General features: G+C 55.9%; 16 protein-coding genes, 2 tRNA genes and 1 pseudogene. 5 read left to right on the top strand and 14 right to left on the bottom strand.

Going from position 1 to position 21387, the window contains the following annotated elements:
- The first annotated feature begins 50 nt into the window (after window positions 1-50).
- Complete coding sequence (locus GDA65_04410) at window positions 51-590, top strand: gamma carbonic anhydrase family protein (GenBank protein MBA5861933.1); 540 nt, start codon at window positions 51-53, stop codon at window positions 588-590.
- A gap of 30 nt (window positions 591-620) precedes the next feature.
- Here GDA65_04410 and GDA65_04405 read toward each other — a convergent pair whose 3' ends face one another.
- The 6 genes from GDA65_04405 to GDA65_04380 form a co-directional block, all read right to left on the bottom strand.
- Window positions 621-1319 carry a hypothetical protein gene (locus GDA65_04405; GenBank protein ID MBA5861932.1) on the bottom strand — a complete coding sequence of 233 codons (699 nt, stop codon included), beginning with the start codon at window positions 1317-1319 and terminating at the stop codon, window positions 621-623.
- A 204-nt stretch (window positions 1320-1523) separates the two neighbouring features.
- On the bottom strand, window positions 1524-2420 hold the full coding sequence (gene argB, locus GDA65_04400; protein ID MBA5861931.1) for an acetylglutamate kinase: 897 nt from the start codon (window positions 2418-2420) through the stop codon (window positions 1524-1526).
- Window positions 2421-2449: 29 nt separating this feature from the next.
- Window positions 2450-3853, bottom strand: a complete 1404-nt coding sequence (hslU, locus tag GDA65_04395; GenBank protein ID MBA5861930.1) for an ATP-dependent protease ATPase subunit HslU — start codon at window positions 3851-3853, stop codon at window positions 2450-2452.
- A 12-nt stretch (window positions 3854-3865) separates the two neighbouring features.
- Entirely contained in the window at window positions 3866-4402 is a 537-nt protein-coding gene (gene hslV, locus GDA65_04390; protein MBA5861929.1) for an ATP-dependent protease subunit HslV, read from the bottom strand.
- The gene (locus tag GDA65_04385) at window positions 4399-5361 is read right to left on the bottom strand and encodes a tyrosine recombinase (GenBank protein ID MBA5861928.1); all 963 of its coding nucleotides are present in this window, start codon (window positions 5359-5361) and stop codon (window positions 4399-4401) included. The genes hslV and GDA65_04385 overlap by 4 nt, the downstream gene beginning before the upstream one ends.
- Window positions 5334-6650, bottom strand: coding sequence for a methylenetetrahydrofolate--tRNA-(uracil(54)-C(5))-methyltransferase (FADH(2)-oxidizing) TrmFO (locus GDA65_04380; protein ID MBA5861927.1), 1317 nt, complete (start codon window positions 6648-6650; stop codon window positions 5334-5336). The genes GDA65_04385 and GDA65_04380 overlap by 28 nt, the downstream gene beginning before the upstream one ends.
- Before the next feature lie 197 nt (window positions 6651-6847).
- Here GDA65_04380 and GDA65_04375 point away from each other — a divergent pair.
- Window positions 6848-6922, top strand: a tRNA-Val gene (locus GDA65_04375).
- Here GDA65_04375 and GDA65_04370 read toward each other — a convergent pair.
- The 3 genes and pseudogenes from GDA65_04370 to GDA65_04360 all read right to left on the bottom strand — a co-directional run bounded on the left by GDA65_04370 (window position 6879) and on the right by GDA65_04360 (window position 12450).
- Window positions 6879-7640: pseudogene (locus tag GDA65_04370) on the bottom strand (tyrosine-type recombinase/integrase). The gene GDA65_04375 and the pseudogene GDA65_04370 overlap by 44 nt on opposite strands.
- Window positions 7641-7778: 138 nt before the next feature.
- Window positions 7779-11828 carry a DEAD/DEAH box helicase gene (locus GDA65_04365; GenBank protein MBA5861926.1) on the bottom strand — a complete coding sequence of 1350 codons (4050 nt, stop codon included), beginning with the start codon at window positions 11826-11828 and terminating at the stop codon, window positions 7779-7781.
- Between the two features lie 334 nt (window positions 11829-12162).
- The gene (locus GDA65_04360; GenBank protein MBA5861925.1) at window positions 12163-12450 is read right to left on the bottom strand and encodes a putative toxin-antitoxin system toxin component, PIN family; all 288 of its coding nucleotides are present in this window, start codon (window positions 12448-12450) and stop codon (window positions 12163-12165) included.
- A 435-nt stretch (window positions 12451-12885) separates the two neighbouring features.
- On the opposite strand from GDA65_04360, the gene GDA65_04355 reads away from it, so the two are divergent.
- Window positions 12886-12958, top strand: a tRNA-Ser gene (locus GDA65_04355).
- Between the two features lie 226 nt (window positions 12959-13184).
- On the opposite strand, the gene GDA65_04350 is transcribed toward GDA65_04355, so the two are convergent.
- Window positions 13185-15611: a PAS domain S-box protein gene (locus tag GDA65_04350; protein ID MBA5861924.1), complete on the bottom strand. Its 2427-nt coding sequence runs from the start codon at window positions 15609-15611 to the stop codon at window positions 13185-13187.
- Between the two features lie 565 nt (window positions 15612-16176).
- Here GDA65_04350 and GDA65_04345 point away from each other — a divergent pair.
- On the top strand, window positions 16177-16506 hold the full coding sequence (locus tag GDA65_04345; GenBank protein ID MBA5861923.1) for a hypothetical protein: 330 nt from the start codon (window positions 16177-16179) through the stop codon (window positions 16504-16506).
- 153 nt (window positions 16507-16659) lie between these two features.
- Window positions 16660-17805 carry a hypothetical protein gene (locus tag GDA65_04340; GenBank protein ID MBA5861922.1) on the top strand — a complete coding sequence of 382 codons (1146 nt, stop codon included), beginning with the start codon at window positions 16660-16662 and terminating at the stop codon, window positions 17803-17805.
- Between the two features lie 63 nt (window positions 17806-17868).
- On the opposite strand, the gene GDA65_04335 is transcribed toward GDA65_04340, so the two are convergent.
- The 4 genes from GDA65_04335 to dnaX form a co-directional block, all read right to left on the bottom strand.
- Window positions 17869-18276, bottom strand: a complete 408-nt coding sequence (locus GDA65_04335) for a hypothetical protein (GenBank protein MBA5861921.1) — start codon at window positions 18274-18276, stop codon at window positions 17869-17871.
- A 161-nt stretch (window positions 18277-18437) separates the two neighbouring features.
- On the bottom strand, window positions 18438-19040 hold the full coding sequence (gene recR / locus GDA65_04330; protein MBA5861920.1) for a recombination protein RecR: 603 nt from the start codon (window positions 19038-19040) through the stop codon (window positions 18438-18440).
- Window positions 19041-19118: 78 nt separating this feature from the next.
- Window positions 19119-19442, bottom strand: a complete 324-nt coding sequence (locus GDA65_04325) for a YbaB/EbfC family nucleoid-associated protein (GenBank protein MBA5861919.1) — start codon at window positions 19440-19442, stop codon at window positions 19119-19121.
- A complete protein-coding gene (gene dnaX / locus GDA65_04320; protein MBA5861918.1) occupies window positions 19439-21298 on the bottom strand; it encodes a DNA polymerase III subunit gamma/tau in 1860 nt (619 codons plus the stop codon). The genes GDA65_04325 and dnaX overlap by 4 nt, the downstream gene beginning before the upstream one ends.
- Window positions 21299-21387 lie beyond the last annotated feature (89 nt).

Here is a 21387-nt window from a genome sequence, read left to right as displayed (position 1 = left end):
TCAAACCAGGTCTCTTGCTATTCGTCCTGCCGCTATCCTAGATTGAGCGCATGATCCGGACGTTCCAAGGCATCAAGCCCACCATTCCGCGATCTTGCTTCATCGAAGAAACGGCGGTTGTCATCGGCGACGTCGTGATGGGCGAAGACTGCAGCGCCTGGTTCCATGCCGTTATCCGAGGGGATGTGAATTACATTCGCATCGGAAGCCGGACCAACGTGCAGGATCTCTGCATGCTGCATGTCACGCATGACACACACCCCCTCGTCATCGGCGACGACGTCACCATCGGACACCATGTGGTGCTGCATGGCTGCACCATTCAAGACCGGGTGCTGGTCGGAATGGGCGCCATCATCATGGACGGTGCGGTCATCGGGGAAGACTCGGTCGTCGGCGCTGGAGCGCTCGTGACAGAAGGCACCATCGTTCCACCCAAGAGCCTCATCCTGGGATCACCGGCTAAGGTCAAACGTCCGGTGACCGAGCAGGAGCTCGCATGGATACGGGAATCTGCGCAGAACTATATTCGATATTCCCGTCAGTACCTCACCGGACCCGATAAACCTCGCCCGGGGTTTTGGGTCTAACCGTCACGACAATACTCCCCGACAAGGCACTCATCCGATCCGCATCAGACAGATGGGATCACCGACAGTAGGTGAGGCGTACGTGCGGGGATCAATCCGGTAAGGAATGCCGCACCGGTGGCACCACTCGGCAACCCATACCGCCTCCTCAACCGTCGTGGTCACCAGGCCCGGCACAGTCAGTCTGCCCAGGCAATGATCGATCAATCGGGCCACCGTGCGTTGTTGCGTGACAAATGTTTTGGCATTGAACGTCACGGGATTTGCCCGCCCATAGGACAGCACTGATAATTCCGGAAACCGTTCAGGATCATTCAGCACACTGACAAGCCAGAGGTGATCCACCCGCTGTTTCACGGAACCCGCGTCTTGATGCTGAAACCGGATCGGAAGTGCGCCGCAAGCACGATTCAAGATCTGCACTTCTTGCCGTCGCAGGTTGCAGGCGATCACACGCCGGTTCAAATCAAGGGTTTCCATCACCAGCGGCGGAATCTCCGCGACGCCGGCTCCCACGTACAAACTGGCGCCGCCCGGCTTGAGCCGGGGCTTCAACGCAGTGGCTACCTTCGTCCCGAGACGCTGACAAGGCCCTCGCTTCGCGGCCCAAAATTCATCGCCGCCTTCGTCGCAATAAATCGGGCCCAGCCGCGCATAGTCGAGACGCGCAAATATCTCCTTGATCGCACGCCTGGTAGCAGCCCCTATCATCACAATCTTACGCGCCATCCTTCTCCATACTGGTCAGGTTCCATGATTGTGGCTCCCTCCTGAAATGTTGAAGATCGGCTAGCGGCACCCGACCGGCAGGTGAACGATTCATCTCAGCGCCGACGCAGCCCCTCCCCACCGGTGTCCGATAAGCGGGAAACCAACGGGTCATGCGCGCCGCCCATTATTGATTGAGATGCACACGCGTGGTTGGGTTGCTGACTACGAGACGATCTCGGTTCCGATACCCTTGTGAGTAAAAATCTCCAGCAGAATGGCATGGGGCACGCGGCCGTCCACGATATGCGCTTTTCCGACGCCGCCGGCCAGTGCATCCAGGCAGGCATGCACCTTCGGCAACATGCCTTCGCTGATCGTGCCGCGCTTGACCATGCGCTGGACATCCTTGCGCGAGACCGTCGAGAGATGGCGGCCATTGGCATCCCGGATCCCCTTCACATCGGTCAACATCACCAGCTTTTCCGCCTTCAACGCCGCCGCGATCGCCCCGGCGACCAGGTCGGCATTGATGTTGTACGTGTTCCCCTCCCGATCCGTCCCGATGGGCGCTATCACCGGAATGTAGTGATCTTCCTGGAGCTTCAGCAGCAATGTGGGATCGATCGACTTCACGTCTCCGACAAACCCGAAATCCGCGTCCCGGTCTTCGATATCGATATCCTTTTCGATGCTTTCCGCCCAGGCCTTGGCCGTCAACGGCTTGGTCAACATCAACCCGCCGTCTTTGCCGCTGAGCCCGACCGCCTGGCCGCCGTGCCGGTTAAGCAGATCGACGATTTCCATGTTGATCCGTCCCGCAAGGACCATCTCTACAATTTCCATCGTCGCGGCATCAGTCACACGCACGCCGTGCTTGAACTTTGCTTCCATGCCCAATCGATCCAGCATCTGATCGATTTGCGGACCGCCGCCATGCACCACGACCGGATTCAAGCCGACGTACTTCAGCAACACGACATTCTGCGCGAACCGCGCTTTGAGCGAGGCGTCCGTCATCGCATGCCCTCCGTACTTGATGACGACAGTCTTGCCCTTAAATGTCCGGATGTAGGGCAGCGCCTCGATCAGCACGTCGGCTTTCTTAATCAGTTTATTCATCCGTCACTCCTCGCTGTCGCTGGTCACACTTACAAAATATAGCGGCTCAGGTCCTGATCCTTCACGATATTGAGCAACCGTTCCCGTACATACGCAGCATTCACGACCACGGTCTTCTCTTGCGAGTCCGCCCCTTCGAACGACACCTGTTCGAGCAGCCGCTCCATGATCGTAAAGAGACGCCGGGCGCCGATGTTTTCCGTGCGCTCGTTGACTTGCACCGCCGTCGCCGCAATCTCCGCCAAGCCGTCTTCGGTAAACTCGACGGTGAGCCCTTCCGTCGCCATCAACGCGTGATACTGGCGCACTAACGCTCCCCGCGGCTCCGTCAGGATACGCACAAAGTCATCTTTGGTGAGCGGCGCTAGTTCCACGCGTATTGGAAACCGCCCTTGAAGCTCAGGAATCAAATCCGACGGTTTGGCCACGTGAAAGGCTCCCGCGGCGATAAAGAGGATATGGTCAGTCTGGACGGCGCCGTGTTTTGTGCTGACCGTCGAGCCTTCCACAATCGGCAAGAGATCGCGTTGCACCCCTTCACGGGACACATCCGGGCCCATCGCACGCTCACGACCGGCAATCTTGTCGATCTCGTCCAAAAAGACGATGCCGGTCTGTTCGACTTTTGTGATGGCCTCCCGCACCACCTCATCCATATCGATCAGTTTCTGGGCTTCCTCCTGAGTAAGATGCTTCAGGGCATCGGGAACCTTCATCACCCGCTTCTTTTTCTTCCCCTGGAACATGCCGCCCAACATGTCGCGGAGATTCCCTTCGAGATCTTCCATCCCGCCCGCATTCGAAATGACTCCGAGCGGTAAAGCCCGTTCCTTCACCTCGACTTCCACAGATCGTTGATCCAGCTTGCCCTCGCGCAATTGCAATCGCAACTTCGAGCGCGTGGCGTCCGCCGATTCAGTCGGCTCTGCAGCTTCCGCGCGCGAGGCGGCATGGTCGAATCCGGGCGGGGCCGAACGGGATGGCGCGCCGGGCAGCAGCAAATCGAGCAGCCGTTCTTCGCCGAGCCGTGAAGCCTTCCCTTGCACATCCTCCAAATGTTTGGTTTTCACCAAACTGATCGCTTGTTCGGTGAGATCACGGATGATGGATTCGACGTCCCGGCCGACGTACCCGACCTCGGTAAACTTCGAGGCCTCCACCTTGATGAACGGCGCTTCGGCAAGTTTGGCCAAACGCCTGGCGATCTCAGTTTTGCCGACACCGGTGGGGCCGATCATGATGATGTTCTTCGGCATCACTTCATCACGCAACTCCGGAGCCAGTTGCTGGCGTCGCCACCGGTTACGCAAGGCAATCGCGACCATGCGCTTGGCATCCTGCTGGCCGATCACATAGCGATCCAGCGCCTCGACGATCTGCCGGGGCGTGAGACTATTCACATTGAGGGTGCGAGAAGTCGATTCAGTCGTCATGGCAGGCTGATCCTAACGCGTGAGCGATTCGATCACAATCTGTTGGTTGGTATAAATGTCGATCCCGCCGGCGATCATCAGTGATTCCCGAACGATGTGTTCGGCGGCCAGTTCTGAATGCGCCAGCAGGGCACGAGCAGACGCCAAGGCATAGGGTCCGCCTGAACCAATCGCCAAAATGCCGTCCTCAGGCTCCACCACATCTCCCGTGCCGGAAATAATAAAAGAGTGGTCGAGATCGGCTACCGCCAGCAATGCTTCCAGACGCCGCAACACCCGATCCGTCCGCCAATCTTTTGCTAATTCCACGGCGGCACGCGTCAGGTTGCCGCGAAACTCGGCCAATTTTGCCTCGAATTTCTCAAACAGTGTAAAGGCATCGGCCGTGGCGCCGGCAAATCCGGACAAGACGGTATCGTTGTGCATGCGTCGCATTTTCCTGGCGTTATGCTTCATGACGGTGGTGCCGACGGTGACTTGTCCGTCGCAGCCCATCGTGACCTGATTTCCTCGTCTGACACACAGCACCGTAGTCGATCGAATTTTCATCGCGAGCCCTTCTGCTTGTCTCCCTCCACCGTTTCCGTCACAGTGACGGCACGGGGGTGCGTGCGATCGTATAACGCGAGTAGCTGGTCTGTCGCAAGATGGGTGTATTTTTGCGTCGTACTCAGCGAGACGTGCCCCAGCATCTCTTGAATGGCGCGCAAGTCGGCGCCCTCATCCAACAGATGCGTGGCAAAAGAATGGCGCAGGGTGTGGGGGTGGATCGCGCCGCCGCTCAGTTGCCCTGAATATTTGGCCACAATGCGGGCCACCGACCTCGTCGTCAACCGGCCCCCCCGACGATTGCGAAAGACGGCTCCAGACTCCTGCCAGGGCCGCGCGGAGGATGTCAAGGCTGTCGCGACGGGAGCTTGGGCATGGTAGGCATCGATGGCCTCAAGGGCGAGGGGGCTCAAGGGAATGACTCGTTCTTTTTGTCCCTTGCCGCGAACACGCACGACACCTTCACTGCGACTGATATCCTCACCATTCATGCCGACCAATTCACTGACCCGCGCGCCGGTTGAATACAAGGTTTCGAGAATGGCGCGATCACGCAATCCATCTGGCGCTTCTTGCTGGGGAAATTCCATCAAGGCCCCCGCATCATCCTTCGTGAGCACTTGAGGAAGATGTTTGGGAAGCTTCGGCGCGCGCACATCTTCTGCGGGATTCGTCTGCACGAGGCCGACTCGAACCAGGTATCGAAAAAAACTGCGCAGGCAAGCAAGTTTTCTGGCCAGGGATGTTTTTTTCTCTCCTCGGCGATCACGCGAAGCGAGAAATCCGCGAATCAGGCCAGTGTCTATCGATTCAACGGTCAGCGGGCCGCGTGGCTTCAGCGAGGCCAGGGCAAAGGTGCGAAACTGGGCCAGGTCGGACGTATACGCGCGGATGGTTTGCGGTGAGGCGCCGTCCTGAACAGCCAACACCTCTAGGAAAGCCCGGATTGCGCGATCCATGCGTCAAAATCCTCAACCGCCCGTTGCTGGATCAGACGCCGCTTTTGTTCCTTATCGCGCGTCTTGACGGTGACTGGCGGGAACAGGCCGAAATTGGTGTTCATCGGTTGAAAATGTGCGGGATCGCTTTGGGTGATGTGCGCCATCAGGCAGCCGTGGGCGCTGGCGGGTGGCGGTGTGACGAGCGGTTGACCAGCCAGGCCTCGCGCCGCATTGATGCCGGCGATCCCTCCCATCGCCGCCGACTCGGTGTATCCTTCGACACCCACCAATTGGCCTGCAAAAAAAACGGTGCCACGGGTTTTAAGCTGGAGCGTCTCGCGCAACAGTTGCGGTGAGTTGATGAAGGTGTTGCGATGCAGGCTGCCGAACCGCAAAAACTCAGCCTGCTCCAGTCCGGGAATCAGCCGGAATACTCGCTTTTGTTCCGGATACGTGAGCTTCGTCTGAAACCCGACCATGTTGTAGCACGTCCCATGGACATTCTCAGTACGAAGCTGCACCACAGCATAAGGGCGCACGCCTGTCTTAGGGTGCTCCAGCCCGACTGGTTTCAGCGGGCCGAACTGCATGGTCTGCCGTCCTCGCTCAGCCATGACCTCGATGGGAATACAGCTTTCAAAATACGCTACTTTTTCAAACTCTTTCGGCTGAACTTTTTCTGCCGCCATCATGGCGTCGTACAACGCATTATACGCCGCTTCATCCATGGGGCAGTTCAGGTAGTCCGCCCCGCCTTTCCCATACCGTGAGGCCCGATACACAATGTCCATGTTGATGGAGTCGGCGTCGATGATGGGTGAGATGGCATCGAAAAAATAGAGGTGTCGTTCGTGCGTCAGTTCGCTGATCGCCTTCGACAATTTGTCTGAAGTTAGCGGGCCGGTGGCGATGATCGTGACGCCATCCGACGGGATCTCCGTGACTTCTTCGCGAATGATGCGAATATTGGGGTGTCCTTCCAGCGCCTGCGTGATGGCACGCGCGAAGACCTCGCGATCCACCGCCAGCGCCGAACCGGCCGGCACGCGCGCCTCCTCCGCCGCGCGAATCACCAGTGAGTTCAGGCGCCGCATCTCGCCTTTGAGAATGCCGGGCGCATTCAGCGGGTCCATCGACCCTAATGAGTTTGAACAGACGAGTTCCGCCAGATCACCGGTTTTGTGCGCCTTCGTCGTTTCCTTCGGGCGCATCTCATACAGCGTCACCCTGGCTCCGCGATGTGCCGCCTGCCACGCCGCTTCTGAGCCGGCCAAACCACCCCCGATGATGACGATGTCTTCACGCATGAATGGGAAACCTGTGAAAAAATGGAAGGAGGCCCATTGTAAGAATCGCCTTTTCTCGATGTCAAGAAACGGGAGGGTGTTTCAGGATCGCAGGGGCCACCGGCTTTTCACCATGCGGCCGACCGCACAACGTTCTGGATACGCTGAGCCACTTTGTTGCTCCCTTTTGCCCGACCATGCTAGACTGCGACCGGTGCGGGCGATTAGCTCAGTGGGAGAGCGCTTCCTTCACACGGAAGAGGCCACAGGTTCGATACCTGTATCGCCCACCAATTTTTCAACGACTTCCAAGACAGCACTCTCCGACACACGCAGCACTGTGGTCATTTTTGTGTCACGGTGTGACCGTCGGTCCAAAATCTCCACCCCATCTCGCAGGCTTTCCGGGTAATGATGCGCATAGCGTTGCGTCATCATCGGCGACTTGTGCCCGAGTAGCCGTTGTACCTTGTAGAGATCCACTCCCGCCTGGACCAGCCGCGTCGCGAAGGTGTGGCGGAGGTCATGGAAATGGCAGTTCACGATGCTCGCCTTTGCCATTGCAGGCCGTAACGCCCGTCGCAGATGGTTGGGATCTAACCGTGTACCGGCGAGACTTGGAAAGACCAATGCAGTTTTGATGTGCCGCACCTTGGCCTTCTCCGTCAGAAGCGCCATCACGGTGTGATTCAATGGCACGGTTCGCCGCTCTCCGTTTTTCGACTCAAACACGGTTGCAGTTCTTCGAAACAGATCCACGCCGGTCCAGGTCAGTGACAGGATCTCGCCCAACCGCATCCCGCTATGGAGCGCGAACACCACGAGCTCGCGTAACCACGACGGACAGGCATCGAGCAATCGTGCCTCCTCGTCTTCCATCAACCATCGGTCTCGTTTAGTCACTCCCTTTTCGAGAGACACGCGACTGACGGGATTGTCTCGACACCATTCCCATTCCCGCTTCGCCAGATTGAAGGCCTTTCTCAAGCAGGTGAGCTCTCGATTGATAGTTCCCTAAAGCCACCCCTATATCTTCGCTGGAAGCTCCAAAGTCTGGCTATGGCGACACGAAGTAACTGAACCATAGCTGACGCTTACATGGCAGGGTAAGGGCCGAAAGGCATGCGCTTTTGACTAAGTTTAAATGAATCACACCGTTGTCCAGCCCTGAGCGGACCGCTTACCCACAATGAGGCGCCCCTCTATCGAGTGATCACTTAGCTTATACACAAGTCCAACACGGTACCTCATCACGTAATACTGAATAGAAATGCAACACACAGCTAGGTGTGCTCTGTCTGGAGAAAATACGGCGGCCTCCACCTCACATCGCCCGCCTCCTACAACAGTATTGACATGTCTTGCAATTGATTCCCACGATTCCGCCGCATCGGTCGGCTGCCTCGTGCCGTCGAGTAGTGCCACAAGCGGTTGCAGGCGAGGAGCTCCGTGGGTTCCAGCAAATTGAAAGTGTATGCCGAGCCTGGTCAATGTGCAGGTCCGCATATCGTCAGGATGTACTTTTCTCCCACTCCAACTGCACACTTGAGCCTCGGCCGGCGTACAATACTTCTGTGCAGCCGATTGCACAGCCAATGTTTCTAGGACTCGGTCATGAGAAATGCTACTCGTGACGATGAAACGTTTCAGCGCTTTCTTCCCACTTGAAGCACAGCGTTCTAGCTCTGAAGGAAGTACCCGTTTCCCACTCTCGGCACAGGTCTCTAAAATTCCTGGACGGACAAAGCGTCCCGTAACTTCACACTGCTCCGCCTCAGAAGGTACGAGGGACTTCCTGGTTTCGAAGCACCAAATAAATTCGGAACGATGCCCGGTTTTTCCGGACACCGATGACTGAGACCCTTCGTCGCCACGGTACAACTTTCCCGAGACTTCACTGATTGCGAGTTCTGACTTCAGAGCATCTGTCCCAGTAAACTCACACCGGCCAAAGTGCTCTGGCTCTGCACGCTTGCGACTAATCTGCGAGGTCCGCAGCCTGCTTCGCAGGACAGGTTGTCCGCTCACCGAAGAGATCTCAAGTTCAGAAGGTAGAACTCGTTTGCCTGATAATGAACACCTTTTAAGAATCGCCGGGGACACAACGGCTCCAGTTTCAGCACAGGTTTCTGCTTCCGTGGCCATCAAGAGCTTCCCAGTGATGAAGCATGTGACAAATTCCGAGCGGTGACCAGATTTTCCGGAATAAGCAGATCGCTCCTTCTGATCACTGCGGTAACGCTTTCCTGACCCCTCACTGATCGCTACTTCCGACTTGAGAATCTCCGCGTGAGTAAACTCACATCTATCGAAATGTTCCGGTTCCGCTCGCATGCCACTTTGCTCGGAAGTCTTTAAGAGCCATTTCGCCACCGGGTGATTTGTGACTGAGGATAACTCGACTTCATCTCTCAGCAGTCGTTGCTTTGATACCGCGCAAATCACTGTGAACTCGGGCAGGGCGTAGCGGCCGGAAGCGTCAGACTGTGAGAGTAGATGTTCAAGCACATATTGCCTTGAACTTTCACATTGCTTTAGGCAAACAGCTGGCGCCTTCCGGCCGCTCTTGGCACACACGAGGAGCTTAGGGGCATCAATGAGAGTAGGATCGTGTGGGAGGACCGTGAGGATGCTCTGATACTCCTTATCACCTTCGAGCCTGAATCGAACTCGCATCTGCACACGTCTGTACATGCTCCCATCAAGAGCCACCAGAGTTGTTTCGAGTTTTGGTGTAAATTCGTCCTCGAGGCGTTTAGCTTTGCGGGGATTGTCACCGGCAGCTTTAACTTCCTCCACGCAGCGTTCGATATAGAAACGATGAAATTCGGCAATGCCTGGATCGTTGTGCCCTGCGTGAAGGACCGTTTGTTCGTCTATTCCAATTTCACGTGCATCTGGGAGAACCCGAGGTAAGGGGTCGAGCCCCGATGATCCGACTGTCTTGGTGTGTTCCGATGCCCCGCACTTCACTGTCACGAGTCTCTCGTAACTGTCATGTGCAACAGTTGCTCGGACGAGAACAGTGGCTTCTCCAGTAAAGCATCGGCTCACTGCCTGAACGTCCCTGCCAGTGAGCGAGGCATCAAATGAGTGGACCCAATTCGAAGCGATGTCATGGGACTGAGTAGACGGCTGAGAGTCCAGATCCTCAACATGATGCACGCCGGACCCTACTACTCGATGAATTAGCGTGAGGAAGGGACCTGAGCCCGGTGCATATAGCTCACTTCTCACATCTCTGTCAGATTGATCCTCAAAACGAATATGGTGTCGACTTCCATTCTCTTCAACACAAACAAAGCCACTGGGAAGTTCCGTGACCCGCGCTCCCAAGGTTTTAAACGCCGAAATCGTGAATTCGCGGGGCTCCATGGATCGGGTCTGCGACGGTAGCCGTGGGCCACGTGGGCCCGTGTAAGCTGTACCATCCATTCCACCGAGCAGAGAGTTGATGCTGGCCTCTTCTCGTTCCAGGGTCGCTTTGGCTTCGTCTATGCTATCGATAGCCTTTTGAGTTGCTGCGTCGACATCCATTCCGGTCAATGCGGCAACAACAAGGCGCCGAATCTGCTCATCGAATCCAGCTGAATTTTCTTCGTCTCCCTCACCGATTCCCGATGCCTCCAGCAGGGCATCGATATCCCCAATGGCATGTGATGCTAACTGGAGTTTTTCCATCAGACGTCCAACGATATACTCCTCAAAGGTTCCTCGTAAGATGATATTGAAGATTCCAACACTCGCGTGGAGGGATGCCAGTCGCTGCACGCGTCCAATTCGCTGTTCCACAATCATGGGATTCCACGGGAGGTCATAATTGACGAGTACATTCGCTACTTGTAGGTTGATCCCTTCTGAGCCAGCTTCCGTCGACACAATCACATGACAGTCTGGTGGCATCTTTCTAAAAGCTGCCAGGGTCTGGGAGTTTCGAAGTCCGGAAGATCCGTTGATTATGCCGACTTTTAGCCCATGCTGCTCCAAGAAAGCTTGAATGGTGGTCTGTGTTTCACGACGACTTGTAAAAACAACCATGCGCCATTTGTCGGGATCTTGGCTCTTTAGTCGTTGTATGAGACTCCCCAGTCCCTGAAGTTTCGCGGTCAACGGCATTTGACGAACAATTGCGTTAACCATATGCGACAGTTCCGTCGAAACAGTTCCGTTCCGTGCCATGTTTTCCAGCTGTGCCCTTAAGGCTTCTGGACTGCTAGTTAACGCTTGCAATACAGAAATTTGGGCGAGCCTATTCAGTTGCTGAATTCCCTTTGCGATCACCTGAATCAGTTCGACCTCATTGGGAGTCGGGTCAACCCTATGCAGTTGAACCTTACGATCGGGGAAGTAGAGATTAGCGTCTCCTCGTCGAATTCGAGACATATAACCATATACAATTGACTGGAATTCCTCACGTGCTTCGGGCCGTAGCTGCCGAGCCTTTTCGCGATGATCCGCAATAAATTTCCTCGCAAACATGCCTTCGCTTCCAAAGGGGTTTTGATGTCCCCTTGCCACTGTGAGTAGGTCAACCAGGGAATAGAGATCCCAAAGTCGATTTTGAATTGGTGTTGCAGTCAACATGAGTACATACCGAAACCGTCTTTCTTCGAGTGCAGAACGGAATCGTTGCGCTACTTGTGGTGGCGATTCAACTCCGTACAAGTTTCGTAACTTGTGCGCCTCGTCAAGAATCAGCATTTGAAATCGGTCGCGTGGAATTTCATCAAGATATAAACGGGTTGAGTTATACGTCGTAATGATAGCTCCCAGCTCTGCTGGTTCCTTACGAACTAGATCTTTACCGGTTGCGATCGTTGAATCGATTTCAAACTTCGTTGCAAGCTCTTCCTTCCATTGAGGTGCCAATAGCTTGGGACAAACCACCAGGAAGTGAGTGAGCCGTGAACGAGCGATGAGTTCGCTAACGATCAATCCTGCGCTGATGGTTTTGCCCAACCCCACGTCATCGGCTAGAAGCGTAACGGGGAGGCGACGGCAGAAGGTTATGAGATTGGTTACTTGATGATTATATGGTTCCACACGATCGCGCCATTTCGACTCTGACTTCAGATCATCCCGCTTTTCGATAACGATAGGATCAAGTAGGTCCCATTCAAGACCTGCCCGATAAACCTGATACTCAAGAGGTGTAGCGGCCTTGTGCATGACGCGATGCTGAAGCTTGCCATCTAGCATAGATGAACCCAAAGTTAACAAAGGTGTCAGTAACGTCGTATACCACAAGCCTCGCAGTCATGGACTGTCGCTAACTTCGATTTGGCGCTCAGGAAGGTAATTGCAAGAGCGGGCGCGAGGGATGCCTGAATGAATCTGGGATTGAACCTGGAAGGCAGCTCCATCTGCGATTCCGAGTCTGAGTGAAGTGGGGATGCATGCTAGAACATGATCTATGCCAGCGTCAATCTAGGTCACGCCATCTTGTTTGCTGTGGCCTAAGAGTATCGCCAGCAAAGAACCCTTTGTGATGAGAGAGAACCTGGACATCAGCCTTACGTTCCACAGGTTCTGCCTAGTTGGGTTTGTAAGCTCCTCGTAAATTGATATAGTCATGCGGAGAATGTTCTGACAGTTCCGCGAAGGTATCGGGGCTCATGACGGGGATGAGGCGGCGCTGCAAGACGGCCTGAAGGATCCGGGCAGGAGGCCCTGCGGCGGACAACAGGCCGGACACGAAAATATTGGTATCAAGAACGACGCGCACGCTCGCGCCGAACCGCTGCAACCTCAGCGGCAATCTGTTCGGGGGTGACGCCCAGTTCGCGGCTGGCGCGGCGGAGCTTGCTGACCATACGACCAAGCTTCTTGCGACTCGCCGCTCTGGCCGGGGACTCCAAGATCAGGATGTCGGAGTCGCGATGCGCCACCACAGCTTTTCCCCATCCCTTCATCCAGGAGGAGGGAATCACCACGCCTTCTTTGGTGTACTTCACGGCTTTCATCGGCAGCGCATCCAGTGTATCCGCAGGCAGTATACCATGGTGGTACGGTTCTGTAGTCAGCGGGCGGCGATTTTGCGAGCCGCTCGACAGTCGTTCATGACTGCATGTTCGGACTTCCCAATTCGACCATCCTCTGCTGGTTAACGATCCCGTCGTCCGAGGCCAGTTCACTGTGGTCATTTTTGTGTCAGAAATTATCCAAAACCTTAAAATCTCCCGTACACAGTAGAAGCGATAGAAAGCTCATAACCACATGACATGCAACGATTTTGTGGGGAAACCATTGCAACAGCGAGCGATTCAAAAATCTAGCTTTTCACCTTCACACGGAAGAGGCCACAGGTTCGATACCTGTATCGCCCACCAATTTTCCACCGGCTTCCGAGACAGCAGTCACTGCCACTCCTCATCACTGCGGCCACTTGTGTGCCACGGTGTGCGCGTCGGTCAAGAATCTCCACTCCATCTCGCAAGCCTTCCGGATAATCATGCGCATAGCGTTGCGTCACCTTGCGTGTATCCAGCGTCGTGCGTGAAGCCGACGATGCTAACCCGCTGTAGTCTCCTTAATTGGGCTGGATTGAAAGCTGCTTCAGATAGAGACATGCTTCGGTCGGATCTGCTCTTTTACGGCATCACAAATGGCCTGATGTAGCTCCTGAACAGCCGCCTCTTTTGTAATGAGCACACTGGCTCCGGCTCTTGTCATGGCTTCTTGATTTTCCGCGCCTGCATTAACCGATAGCCCAATCACATTGGTTGTCGGAAAACGCGTCTTGATTTGCGACGTGGCCATGATGCCGTTCATTTTAGGCATGTTGATGTCCATCACTACCACTGCCGGCTGAAGTCGTTCGACTAGAGCCACGGCTTCTTCGCCGTCAGCGCCCTCCCCTACAACCTCCAGATCGGGATAGCCTTCTAAAATGCTTCGCAACCCTTGTCGTACCATCGCATGGTCGTCCACCAGCAAAACACGCGTACGACGGTTAGTCGCGACCGATGAGACTGTATCGACTCGGTGGGCGCTGGATGGAGTAGGCCTGTTTGGCTGCTCCGCAGCGTAGACTGGTATCGCTCCGATATTCGAAGTCGTGTCTTTGAGCGATTTAGTCGGAAGCACCAGCGTGGCCTGGGTGCCTTGCCCAGGTTGTGATTGCACATCTAAGTACCCCCCTATCGTTTTCATACGCTCACGAAGACTGAACAGTCCAAATTGGGAGAGCATACGACCCGTGGTCGGCACTGACTCGATGTCAAAACCCACGCCGTGATCGGACACCGTAATCCGTAACTCGCCGCTTCTTTGGTCCAGACGTATCACGGCCTCATTGGTCTGAGCATGTTTCAACGTATTCATGAGTAATTCACGGACAGACTGATAAAGCAAGATTGAACAATCGTCGGTAAGAGAGCTGTCGGCGGCTGTGCCGACATCGACCGTGACGGTTAAGTCGTGACGCTGAAACTGTTCGGCAAGCCATTTAAGCGCAGCGACCAGGCCGTGCTCTTGCAGAACCAGCGGGCTTAATTCCGCCATCAAGGTCCGACTGTAGTTCAACGCTTTACTGAGCACCGCTTCCGTTTCATTCACCGTTTGTTCCGCTTGCGGCGGCAGTCCAAAACCACGAACTCGTCCGAGATTCAGGCGACACACAACCAGCCACTGGGCGAGACAATCGTGAAGCTCACCGGCCAGCCGTTTCCGTTCGCGCTGCTCGGCCAGGTTCAGTTCCGTCGCCAATATGCGGAGGCTATCCCGCGATTGCTGAAGTTCGCTCGTCCGCTCCTGTATTCGATGTTCAAGCTCTGCGGCAAGCGCTTGGAGCCTATGTTCGCTTTCCCGCAATGAGGTTTGAATGTCCCGAATCTCCGTAATGTCGGTATTCGTCCCAAACCATCGCACAATTCGTCCGTCAGAATCTCGAATCGGCTGAGCCCTGGAGAGAAACCAGTGGTACACACCCTCTCTGCTACGAAGCGGAAAGGTATCCTCCCACGGATGGCCTGTCGCATGGGCCTCCCGCCATTTTTTCTCAACCCGATCCACTTGGTCGGGATGATGCACCTTCTTCCAGCCCCAGCCCTGCATCTCCTCAAAAGTCGTTCCCGTGTAGTCGTACCAACGCCGGTTATACCAAAATATCCATCCATCGGCGTCCGCCATCCAAGCGAGTTGGGACATGTTATCGGCAAGTGTGGCAAATCGCGCTTCACTATCGCGCCCAATGTCTTCTGCTTGTTTGCGGGCCGTAATGTCTTCTATGACCCAGATAAAATTCAGCGGAGCACCCGCCTCGTCCCGCAACAAAGATACCGTGAGATTGATCCATATCAGGCGCTCATCCTTCCGGATGTACCGTTTCTCCATGGTGTACGACGTAATTTCTCCGGCCATTAATCGTCGCGCATTGACCCAATCGGGCTCGATATCGCCTGGATACGTGACATCCTCAAATGTCATGGAGAGGAGTTCTTCACGGGTATACCCTGTAATCTGACACAGCCGCTCATTGACCTTAAGCCAGCGTCCCTCGAGGCTCACATGCGACATACCCACTGCAGCATTCTCAAACGTGGATTGGTACTGAAGGAGTGACTGTCTAAGTTGTTCTTTAGCCTGTTTTCCGGTGGTCACGTCCTCTGAAAAAATGACGAGACCTCCGACCTGGCCATCGATTCCGTACCACGGGCGAACTTCCCATCTGATCCATTGAACCGCCCCGTCAGCCCTCTCAAAACGGTCTTCCTCTGCCCGGGAGATTTCTCCGGCAAGCCCTCGTTGATGCACCTTTCTCCAATCGTCAGAGATTTCAGGAAACAGATCGTAATGGGAGCATCCAAGGATATCGTCCTTGAGGTTGTAATCTCGAATCCATCGCTGACTGGCGAGCACATATCGCATCTCGCGATCCAGCATGGCGATAGCGGCGGGTGCGTGCTCCACCAACAACCGGAGAACTTCACTGTTTTGCAATGGCTGCCCGGCTTTAATTTGCTCTCTGTCATGGGAGAACATACAAGACTCCTGCGAGGGTGCATGACCAGTGGCAGGGGGATGACTAGTGCTAACAGGCTGAACGCACTAGTAAGTTTCCCAGTATGCCATAGACTAGGCCTGGAAGTCCGGCAGGAGCTCTAAACTTGCATGAAAATAGAGGGCGTGGACGAACTTTTCGTCGCCGACGGTAACGGTAATATGCCGTGATACGTCGGTGTTCTCAGCTTGTACGCATCGTGCCGCTTCCGTTGGTTCCCCATCGGCCTGGGTGGTATACGAAGGAACCGGCGAGCAGCTCCTTTATAGTTCGCGGGGTACAATGACCAGGGAAGGAGCTTCTAGGTTCCTTCATCGTTGCACGCTTAGAAGACCTCGCTATCCGACTTACGGATGGCGGCCACCCGAACAGAGCGATTCTGGTAGTCCGGGAAGGGGTCAAACGGCTAAATTTGCCTCGCTTTCCTTGAATGAGGGCCGAGGCTGCCGTCTGACTGGACAGAATCAAGACCCTGCGCTAGACTTTTCTCACGAGGAACAGACTTCGTCTCTTCGAATGTTCCTATAGAAGAAAGAGAGGCATGGTATGCGCGGGACTCTGGCCACAATCATCTTGGGACTGGTTTTGACGACGGGCTGCTCCACCACCAATCAGATGGCGACGCAGGATCAGAACTACAACGCGCCGCTCAGCATCTATAGCGCAATGGATAGCACCTCGCTGGTCTATTCCGATCCCATGGCCGCCTCACAGGCCAACGACAATCCTTACCGATGGCTGGGCTTTGTACTTCACCCGGTCGGGCACCTGGTGGACTACACGGTGAACCGGCCGCTCTATGCCGTTGCGAGACATGCTCCATACCTCTTCGGATACACGGCCGAAGATTCGATGATCGACTCGCAGCGCCGGTAACCCCGCTCGACACCTCGCCGACCGGGATCTTACTTTCTCGGCGGCGAGGATCAGCAGTCACGACTCTCCCTGCCAGTCGCATCTCCAGAGCCATTCAGGTATGCTTGGCTCCTTGATCCTCTATTGCATTGACCTGGGGCATCGAATCCGGCCATGCATCGTCGGCTCTCACTGTTGCCTACACTGATCACCGTCTGCGCCCTGCTGACAGGGTGCGAAACCCCACCGCCAGCTCGCGCGCCGCTTCCGCCGTCAGAGAGCGACCTCGACCTTCTAAAATCCACGAAACTCTGTGATACCCGCAAGGCATTCCTGGAGCAACATCCTGGCGTCGTGCCACATACCCAGGCGTGGGGCAGTGGCCAAGAACTTCGTATCTTGGCCGAACAGAGCCTTTCCAAGGGCGAAGAATCGTACTTCTTCGATGAAGACGGGACATTGGTCGGAACGCTGTTTGTATTCCGTTCCGGTCTCGACCTCGCACCGTACAAAACGCTTCGCTACACTCTCTCCCAACTGAAACCCAGCCTCGAATTCTACCTGACTGTCGCTCAATTGGCCGATCGTCAAAATATGGCCTTCAGCACCCTTTACGACACGGGGGATGAAAAGACCACGACCCGGTACCTCGTACTAGGCGACCGCACCGCTCAGCGGCTTCTGGCAGCGTCCTTTTCTATCGACCCCTACGTTAAACTCTTTTCTCCCTACCGAAAAGAGTTCCTCGATCGTCTTCGGGATACCGGGCAACAGAACGGTGGCCAGCACCTCGACACACAGGGAGCGGAAGATAAGGAACCCTTCGTGTCGCTTCAACAATTCGCCCGAGGCCAGAGCGCCCAGCTCGCCTACTGCGGAACAAAAAATCAGACCATTGCCCTCGACGCCTACCAGAAGGCAAGCGCTTCGGGGTTCACCAGCCAGGTCTGGCAAGCGGAACTCCATCACCGCCTCGGCGTGTCCTGGGAAGCCGCCGGCGATCTAGACAAGGCCAAGCGCGAACTGCTCGCATCGCTGGCGCAACGTCCAAACTCCCCGGAAGTCGTGAACAATCTGGGGTACGTGTACGGCAAGTTAGGCGAGAAGCAGAATGCGCTGGCCTCATTCGAAAAAGCCGTCCTGATGCGCCCGAATTATGCAATTGCCCGGTTTAACCTGGCCGAAGCCATTGCAGACGCCAACCCCAGACGCGCCATTACGGAATATGAAACGTATCTGGCACTCACCGAAGGGATCCCCGAGGAGGCCGATCGCTCAGCCATGGCGCAATCACGCGTCAAAGCCCTCAAACACCAGTAGCCACAGGTCATCTGGCGGCGACAGCCGGCGGATTAAGAAAAGAGTTGAGGAGGAGGGCCGAAATCAGCGGGGAGATTTCTCAGCTTCTTCCTGAGTGGTTTTGCACTCGATGCATAATGTCGTGACCGGGCGCGCCTTCAACCGCTTATACGGGATATCGCCCCGGCAGCCTTCGCAAATACCATAGGTCTGCGTCGCGAGCCGCCCCAATGCTTCATCGATTTTCTTGAGAAGTCTTCGCTCCCGTTCGCGGATGCGAAATGAGAAATGCTGGTCGGCCTCTGCGGACGCTTGGTCGCTCACGTCCGGAAACACTTCCAGTCCGGTAGGATTCGTCAGCACCACTCCGGCTTCGGCCAGGATGGCCGCACGTTGGCCTTCCAGGTCCTTCAGAATATCAGGGTACTTCACCCCGTTCGCTTTCGCCGGCTTCTTTCGAGTGGTGGTCGATTTTTTCGCCGAAGTCTTCATCGAATACTCGGTCTCACTACGCCGGTATCGCCGCCAGACCCGTCCCACGAATTTCGACTATAGCAGCCTCAAATCAGAGGGGTCAATCGGTTCGTCTCGAGAGGGCAAGGTGGGGGCACTGACCCAGACCGGACACTCCCGTCGGCAGCAGGCCATCCACATCACAAATCTCTCCGGCCTTCGATCGATTTCACCAGAGTGACCTCGTCGGCATACTCGATATCCATACCGACGGGAATGCCGTAGGCGATACGAGTGACCCGGACATGATGCGGTTTCAAGAGTCGGGTCAGGTAGATGGCCGTCGCCTCGCCTTCGATCGTGGGATTGGTGGCCACAATGATTTCTTCCACCCCTCCGGCTTTGACCCGCTCGAACAATTCCTCCGCACGAATATCCGATGGCCCGACGCCGTCCAGCGGCGATAAGACCCCGAGCAGGACGTGGTACAGACCTCGATATCCACCGGCGCGCTCAATCGCATACAACGTGCTCGGCTCCTCCACCACGAGAATCTTGGTGCGATCCCGCTTGGGATCCCGGCAGAATTCACACAGCTCGCCCTCAGCGATATTGCGACATTGACGGCAAAACGAGAGGCCATCCTTCACAGCCTGAATCGCTTCGGATAGCCGCAGCGCATCCTCCCGTTCCGCTTTGAGAAGGTGAAAGGCCAGGCGCTGTGCGCTTTTCTGACCAATTCCCGGTAAACGCACCAACTCACGGACCAATTTTGCCAGCAAACCCTGTTGATCAATGCTCATGATGCATCTTCATATCCAAAGCACTCACACCGGGGGCCGGAAATCTTATGCCGCCAACACAAAACGCCATCGATCGTATCAGAACAGACCGGGGATCTTCATTCCGCCCGTGACAGCTTTCATTTCCTCTGCCATCATTTCGCGTGATTTCTTCAATGCATCGTTACCGGCCGCAACGACAAGATCCTGCAACATGTCGACATCACCCGCCTTCACCACTTCCGGATCGATCTTCACGCTCAGCAGGTCCATCGCGCCATTCACCGTCACCGTCACAATTCCCCCGCCCGCGGTTCCGGACACCGTCTTGGTCGCAGCCTGCTCCTGCACTTTGGCCATTTGTTCCTGCATGGCCTGCGCCTGCTTCAAAATGTTAGACATATTCCCGAACGGACTTTTCATTCCTGTACCTCCTGTGCCGGAGCCGTCGTGCGAACATCGGCCAACTCTCCGCCGAACATCTCCAGAGCTTGTTTAACGAGAGGGTGCGCCTTCGCCTGTTGCGTCAGGATCACGCGCTGCTCCTCCTCCTTTGCAACCCGTAGCTGCTTCATCGTCGGGGCAGCTCCCGGATCCTGCTCCACCACCTCGACAATTCGAACACGTAACGCACTTCCGTACAGACGCTCCCCCAAAGCCGCCAGGGCTTGAAGGTTGTCTTCCTTCTCCAGCATCGACCGCGCCACCGTCGCCTGCCTAGTAAACCCTAACGTGACCAATCCGCCCTCGATCTTCACCACCCGACCCATTTCCAGGAACGGGGCAATATTGGGATGGTGAGTCGAAACGGCCTCTTGAAAGGCCTCCCAATCGATCGCTATCGAGAGTGGGGGGGGCTCGGAATGGGATAGCGTCTCGGATTGTTGGGGAGCCGGTTCGAGCGAAACCTTCGCGACCGCCGGAGTCTGAGCAGGAGGAACAGCCGCTCCACGAGGCCGCGCCACAGATGAGGGCGCGGGAGCAGACCCGCTTGGAATAAGCGGCTTTTCCCCCACATCTGAACTGGTCTTCGTGACGTCCCGTTTCGTCGATCTGGTCGGAGTCACCTTTTCTGGTGGTGACGATGCTGCGCGGGATCCGGTTCCACGATCGACCGGTGGTGTGCCCGACTGAGCGCTGGTTCCCGATACTCCCGCTGGATGTTCCGGCGCGCGCAGCAGACGGGTCGCCCGAACAGCGGCCGTTTCCAGAACAAACCGTGGATGAGCGCTCACCCGCAAATGATCTTCCGCCGTCGCCCACAGCCGAAACAGCTCCTGTAGCTGCTCAACCGTAAACTGTTCCGCATCACGACCCAACTGGGTCAAATCTTCATCGGTCGCCTCGATCAATCCCCGCAACTCAGGGCCTGCCGGCACCACGGCTGCAACCAACATATTCCGCACATATTCGACCAGATCCGCGCAGTAGGCGCGCACGTCATGACCTTGATCCAATAGACCGGCGATGACCTGCAACGCCTTGGCGCTGTGCTGCTCGATGACGGCCTCGACCATCGCCCGCACCCGCTCCTGCGGAACCGCGCCGAGCAGGGTTTCAAGATCCTGATGGCGAATCGTCTTGCCGCCGAACGCGATCACTTGATCCAGCAGACTTAGCCCGTCACGCATACTGCCTTCACTGGCGCGCGCCAGGGCCATCAAACTACGATCTTCGATGGTCAATCCATCCTGGTCCGCCACATGCCGCAACCGCTGCACAATCTCGGCTTTTGAAATCCGCCGAAAGTTGTAGTGTTGGCAACGGGAGAGAATCGTCGCAGGTATTTTATGAATTTCCGTCGTCGCGAAGATGAACACGACATGGGACGGAGGCTCTTCCAGGGTTTTCAGCAAGGCATTAAACGCCGAATTGGAGAGCATGTGCACTTCGTCGATGATGTAGACGCGATACTGTCCCCGAAACGGCGTGAATTTGACGTTCTCGCGAATCTCCCGCACATCGTCCACGCTAGTGTTTGACGCGCCATCGATTTCGACGACATCCACCGACGTGCCTTGTGTGATCTCCTGGCAGTTCGCACAGGTGTTACAGGGGGAACCGGTCGGCCCCTGCTCGCAATTGAGCGCTTTCGCCAGAATCCTGGCCACCGTCGTTTTCCCGACGCCGCGCGTGCCGGAAAAGAGAAAGGCATGGGCGATCCGCTTGGTGGCAATCGAATTCATCAGCGTCTGCACGACGTGTGACTGCCCGATGACATCGTCAAACGTCCCAGGCCGGTATTTTCTTGCGGAGACTTGGTAATCCAATGTTGCCAGACTCTAGCTACCAGTGGCGATTGAGCGCCGAGTGACGGATCAGATTGCCAGCGCAGGCAGCCTTTCCGTTCTCTTGTCGCTCAGCCGTC

Source organism: Nitrospira sp. CR1.1 (assembly GCA_014055465.1).
In the GTDB taxonomy this organism is placed as follows: domain Bacteria; phylum Nitrospirota; class Nitrospiria; order Nitrospirales; family Nitrospiraceae; genus Nitrospira_A.
This window is presented reverse-complemented; position numbering and strand designations above follow the sequence as displayed.

Coding starts and splice junctions, on each gene's coding strand:
- hslU (MBA5861930.1), bottom strand. CDS start 3,853: ATGACGACTGAATCGACTTCTCGCACCCTCAATGTGAATAGTCTCACG.
- GDA65_04365 (MBA5861926.1), bottom strand. CDS start 11,828: ATGCTAGATGGCAAGCTTCAGCATCGCGTCATGCACAAGGCCGCTACA.
- GDA65_04385 (MBA5861928.1), bottom strand. CDS start 5,361: ATGGATCGCGCAATCCGGGCTTTCCTAGAGGTGTTGGCTGTTCAGGAC.
- GDA65_04405 (MBA5861932.1), bottom strand. CDS start 1,319: ATGGCGCGTAAGATTGTGATGATAGGGGCTGCTACCAGGCGTGCGATC.
- GDA65_04350 (MBA5861924.1), bottom strand. CDS start 15,611: ATGTTCTCCCATGACAGAGAGCAAATTAAAGCCGGGCAGCCATTGCAA.
- GDA65_04380 (MBA5861927.1), bottom strand. CDS start 6,650: ATGCGTGAAGACATCGTCATCATCGGGGGTGGTTTGGCCGGCTCAGAA.
- GDA65_04325 (MBA5861919.1), bottom strand. CDS start 19,442: ATGAAAAGTCCGTTCGGGAATATGTCTAACATTTTGAAGCAGGCGCAG.
- recR (MBA5861920.1), bottom strand. CDS start 19,040: ATGAGCATTGATCAACAGGGTTTGCTGGCAAAATTGGTCCGTGAGTTG.
- GDA65_04410 (MBA5861933.1), top strand. CDS start 51: ATGATCCGGACGTTCCAAGGCATCAAGCCCACCATTCCGCGATCTTGC.
- GDA65_04345 (MBA5861923.1), top strand. CDS start 16,177: ATGCGCGGGACTCTGGCCACAATCATCTTGGGACTGGTTTTGACGACG.
- GDA65_04340 (MBA5861922.1), top strand. CDS start 16,660: ATGCATCGTCGGCTCTCACTGTTGCCTACACTGATCACCGTCTGCGCC.
- argB (MBA5861931.1), bottom strand. CDS start 2,420: ATGAATAAACTGATTAAGAAAGCCGACGTGCTGATCGAGGCGCTGCCC.
- hslV (MBA5861929.1), bottom strand. CDS start 4,402: ATGAAAATTCGATCGACTACGGTGCTGTGTGTCAGACGAGGAAATCAG.
- GDA65_04335 (MBA5861921.1), bottom strand. CDS start 18,276: ATGAAGACTTCGGCGAAAAAATCGACCACCACTCGAAAGAAGCCGGCG.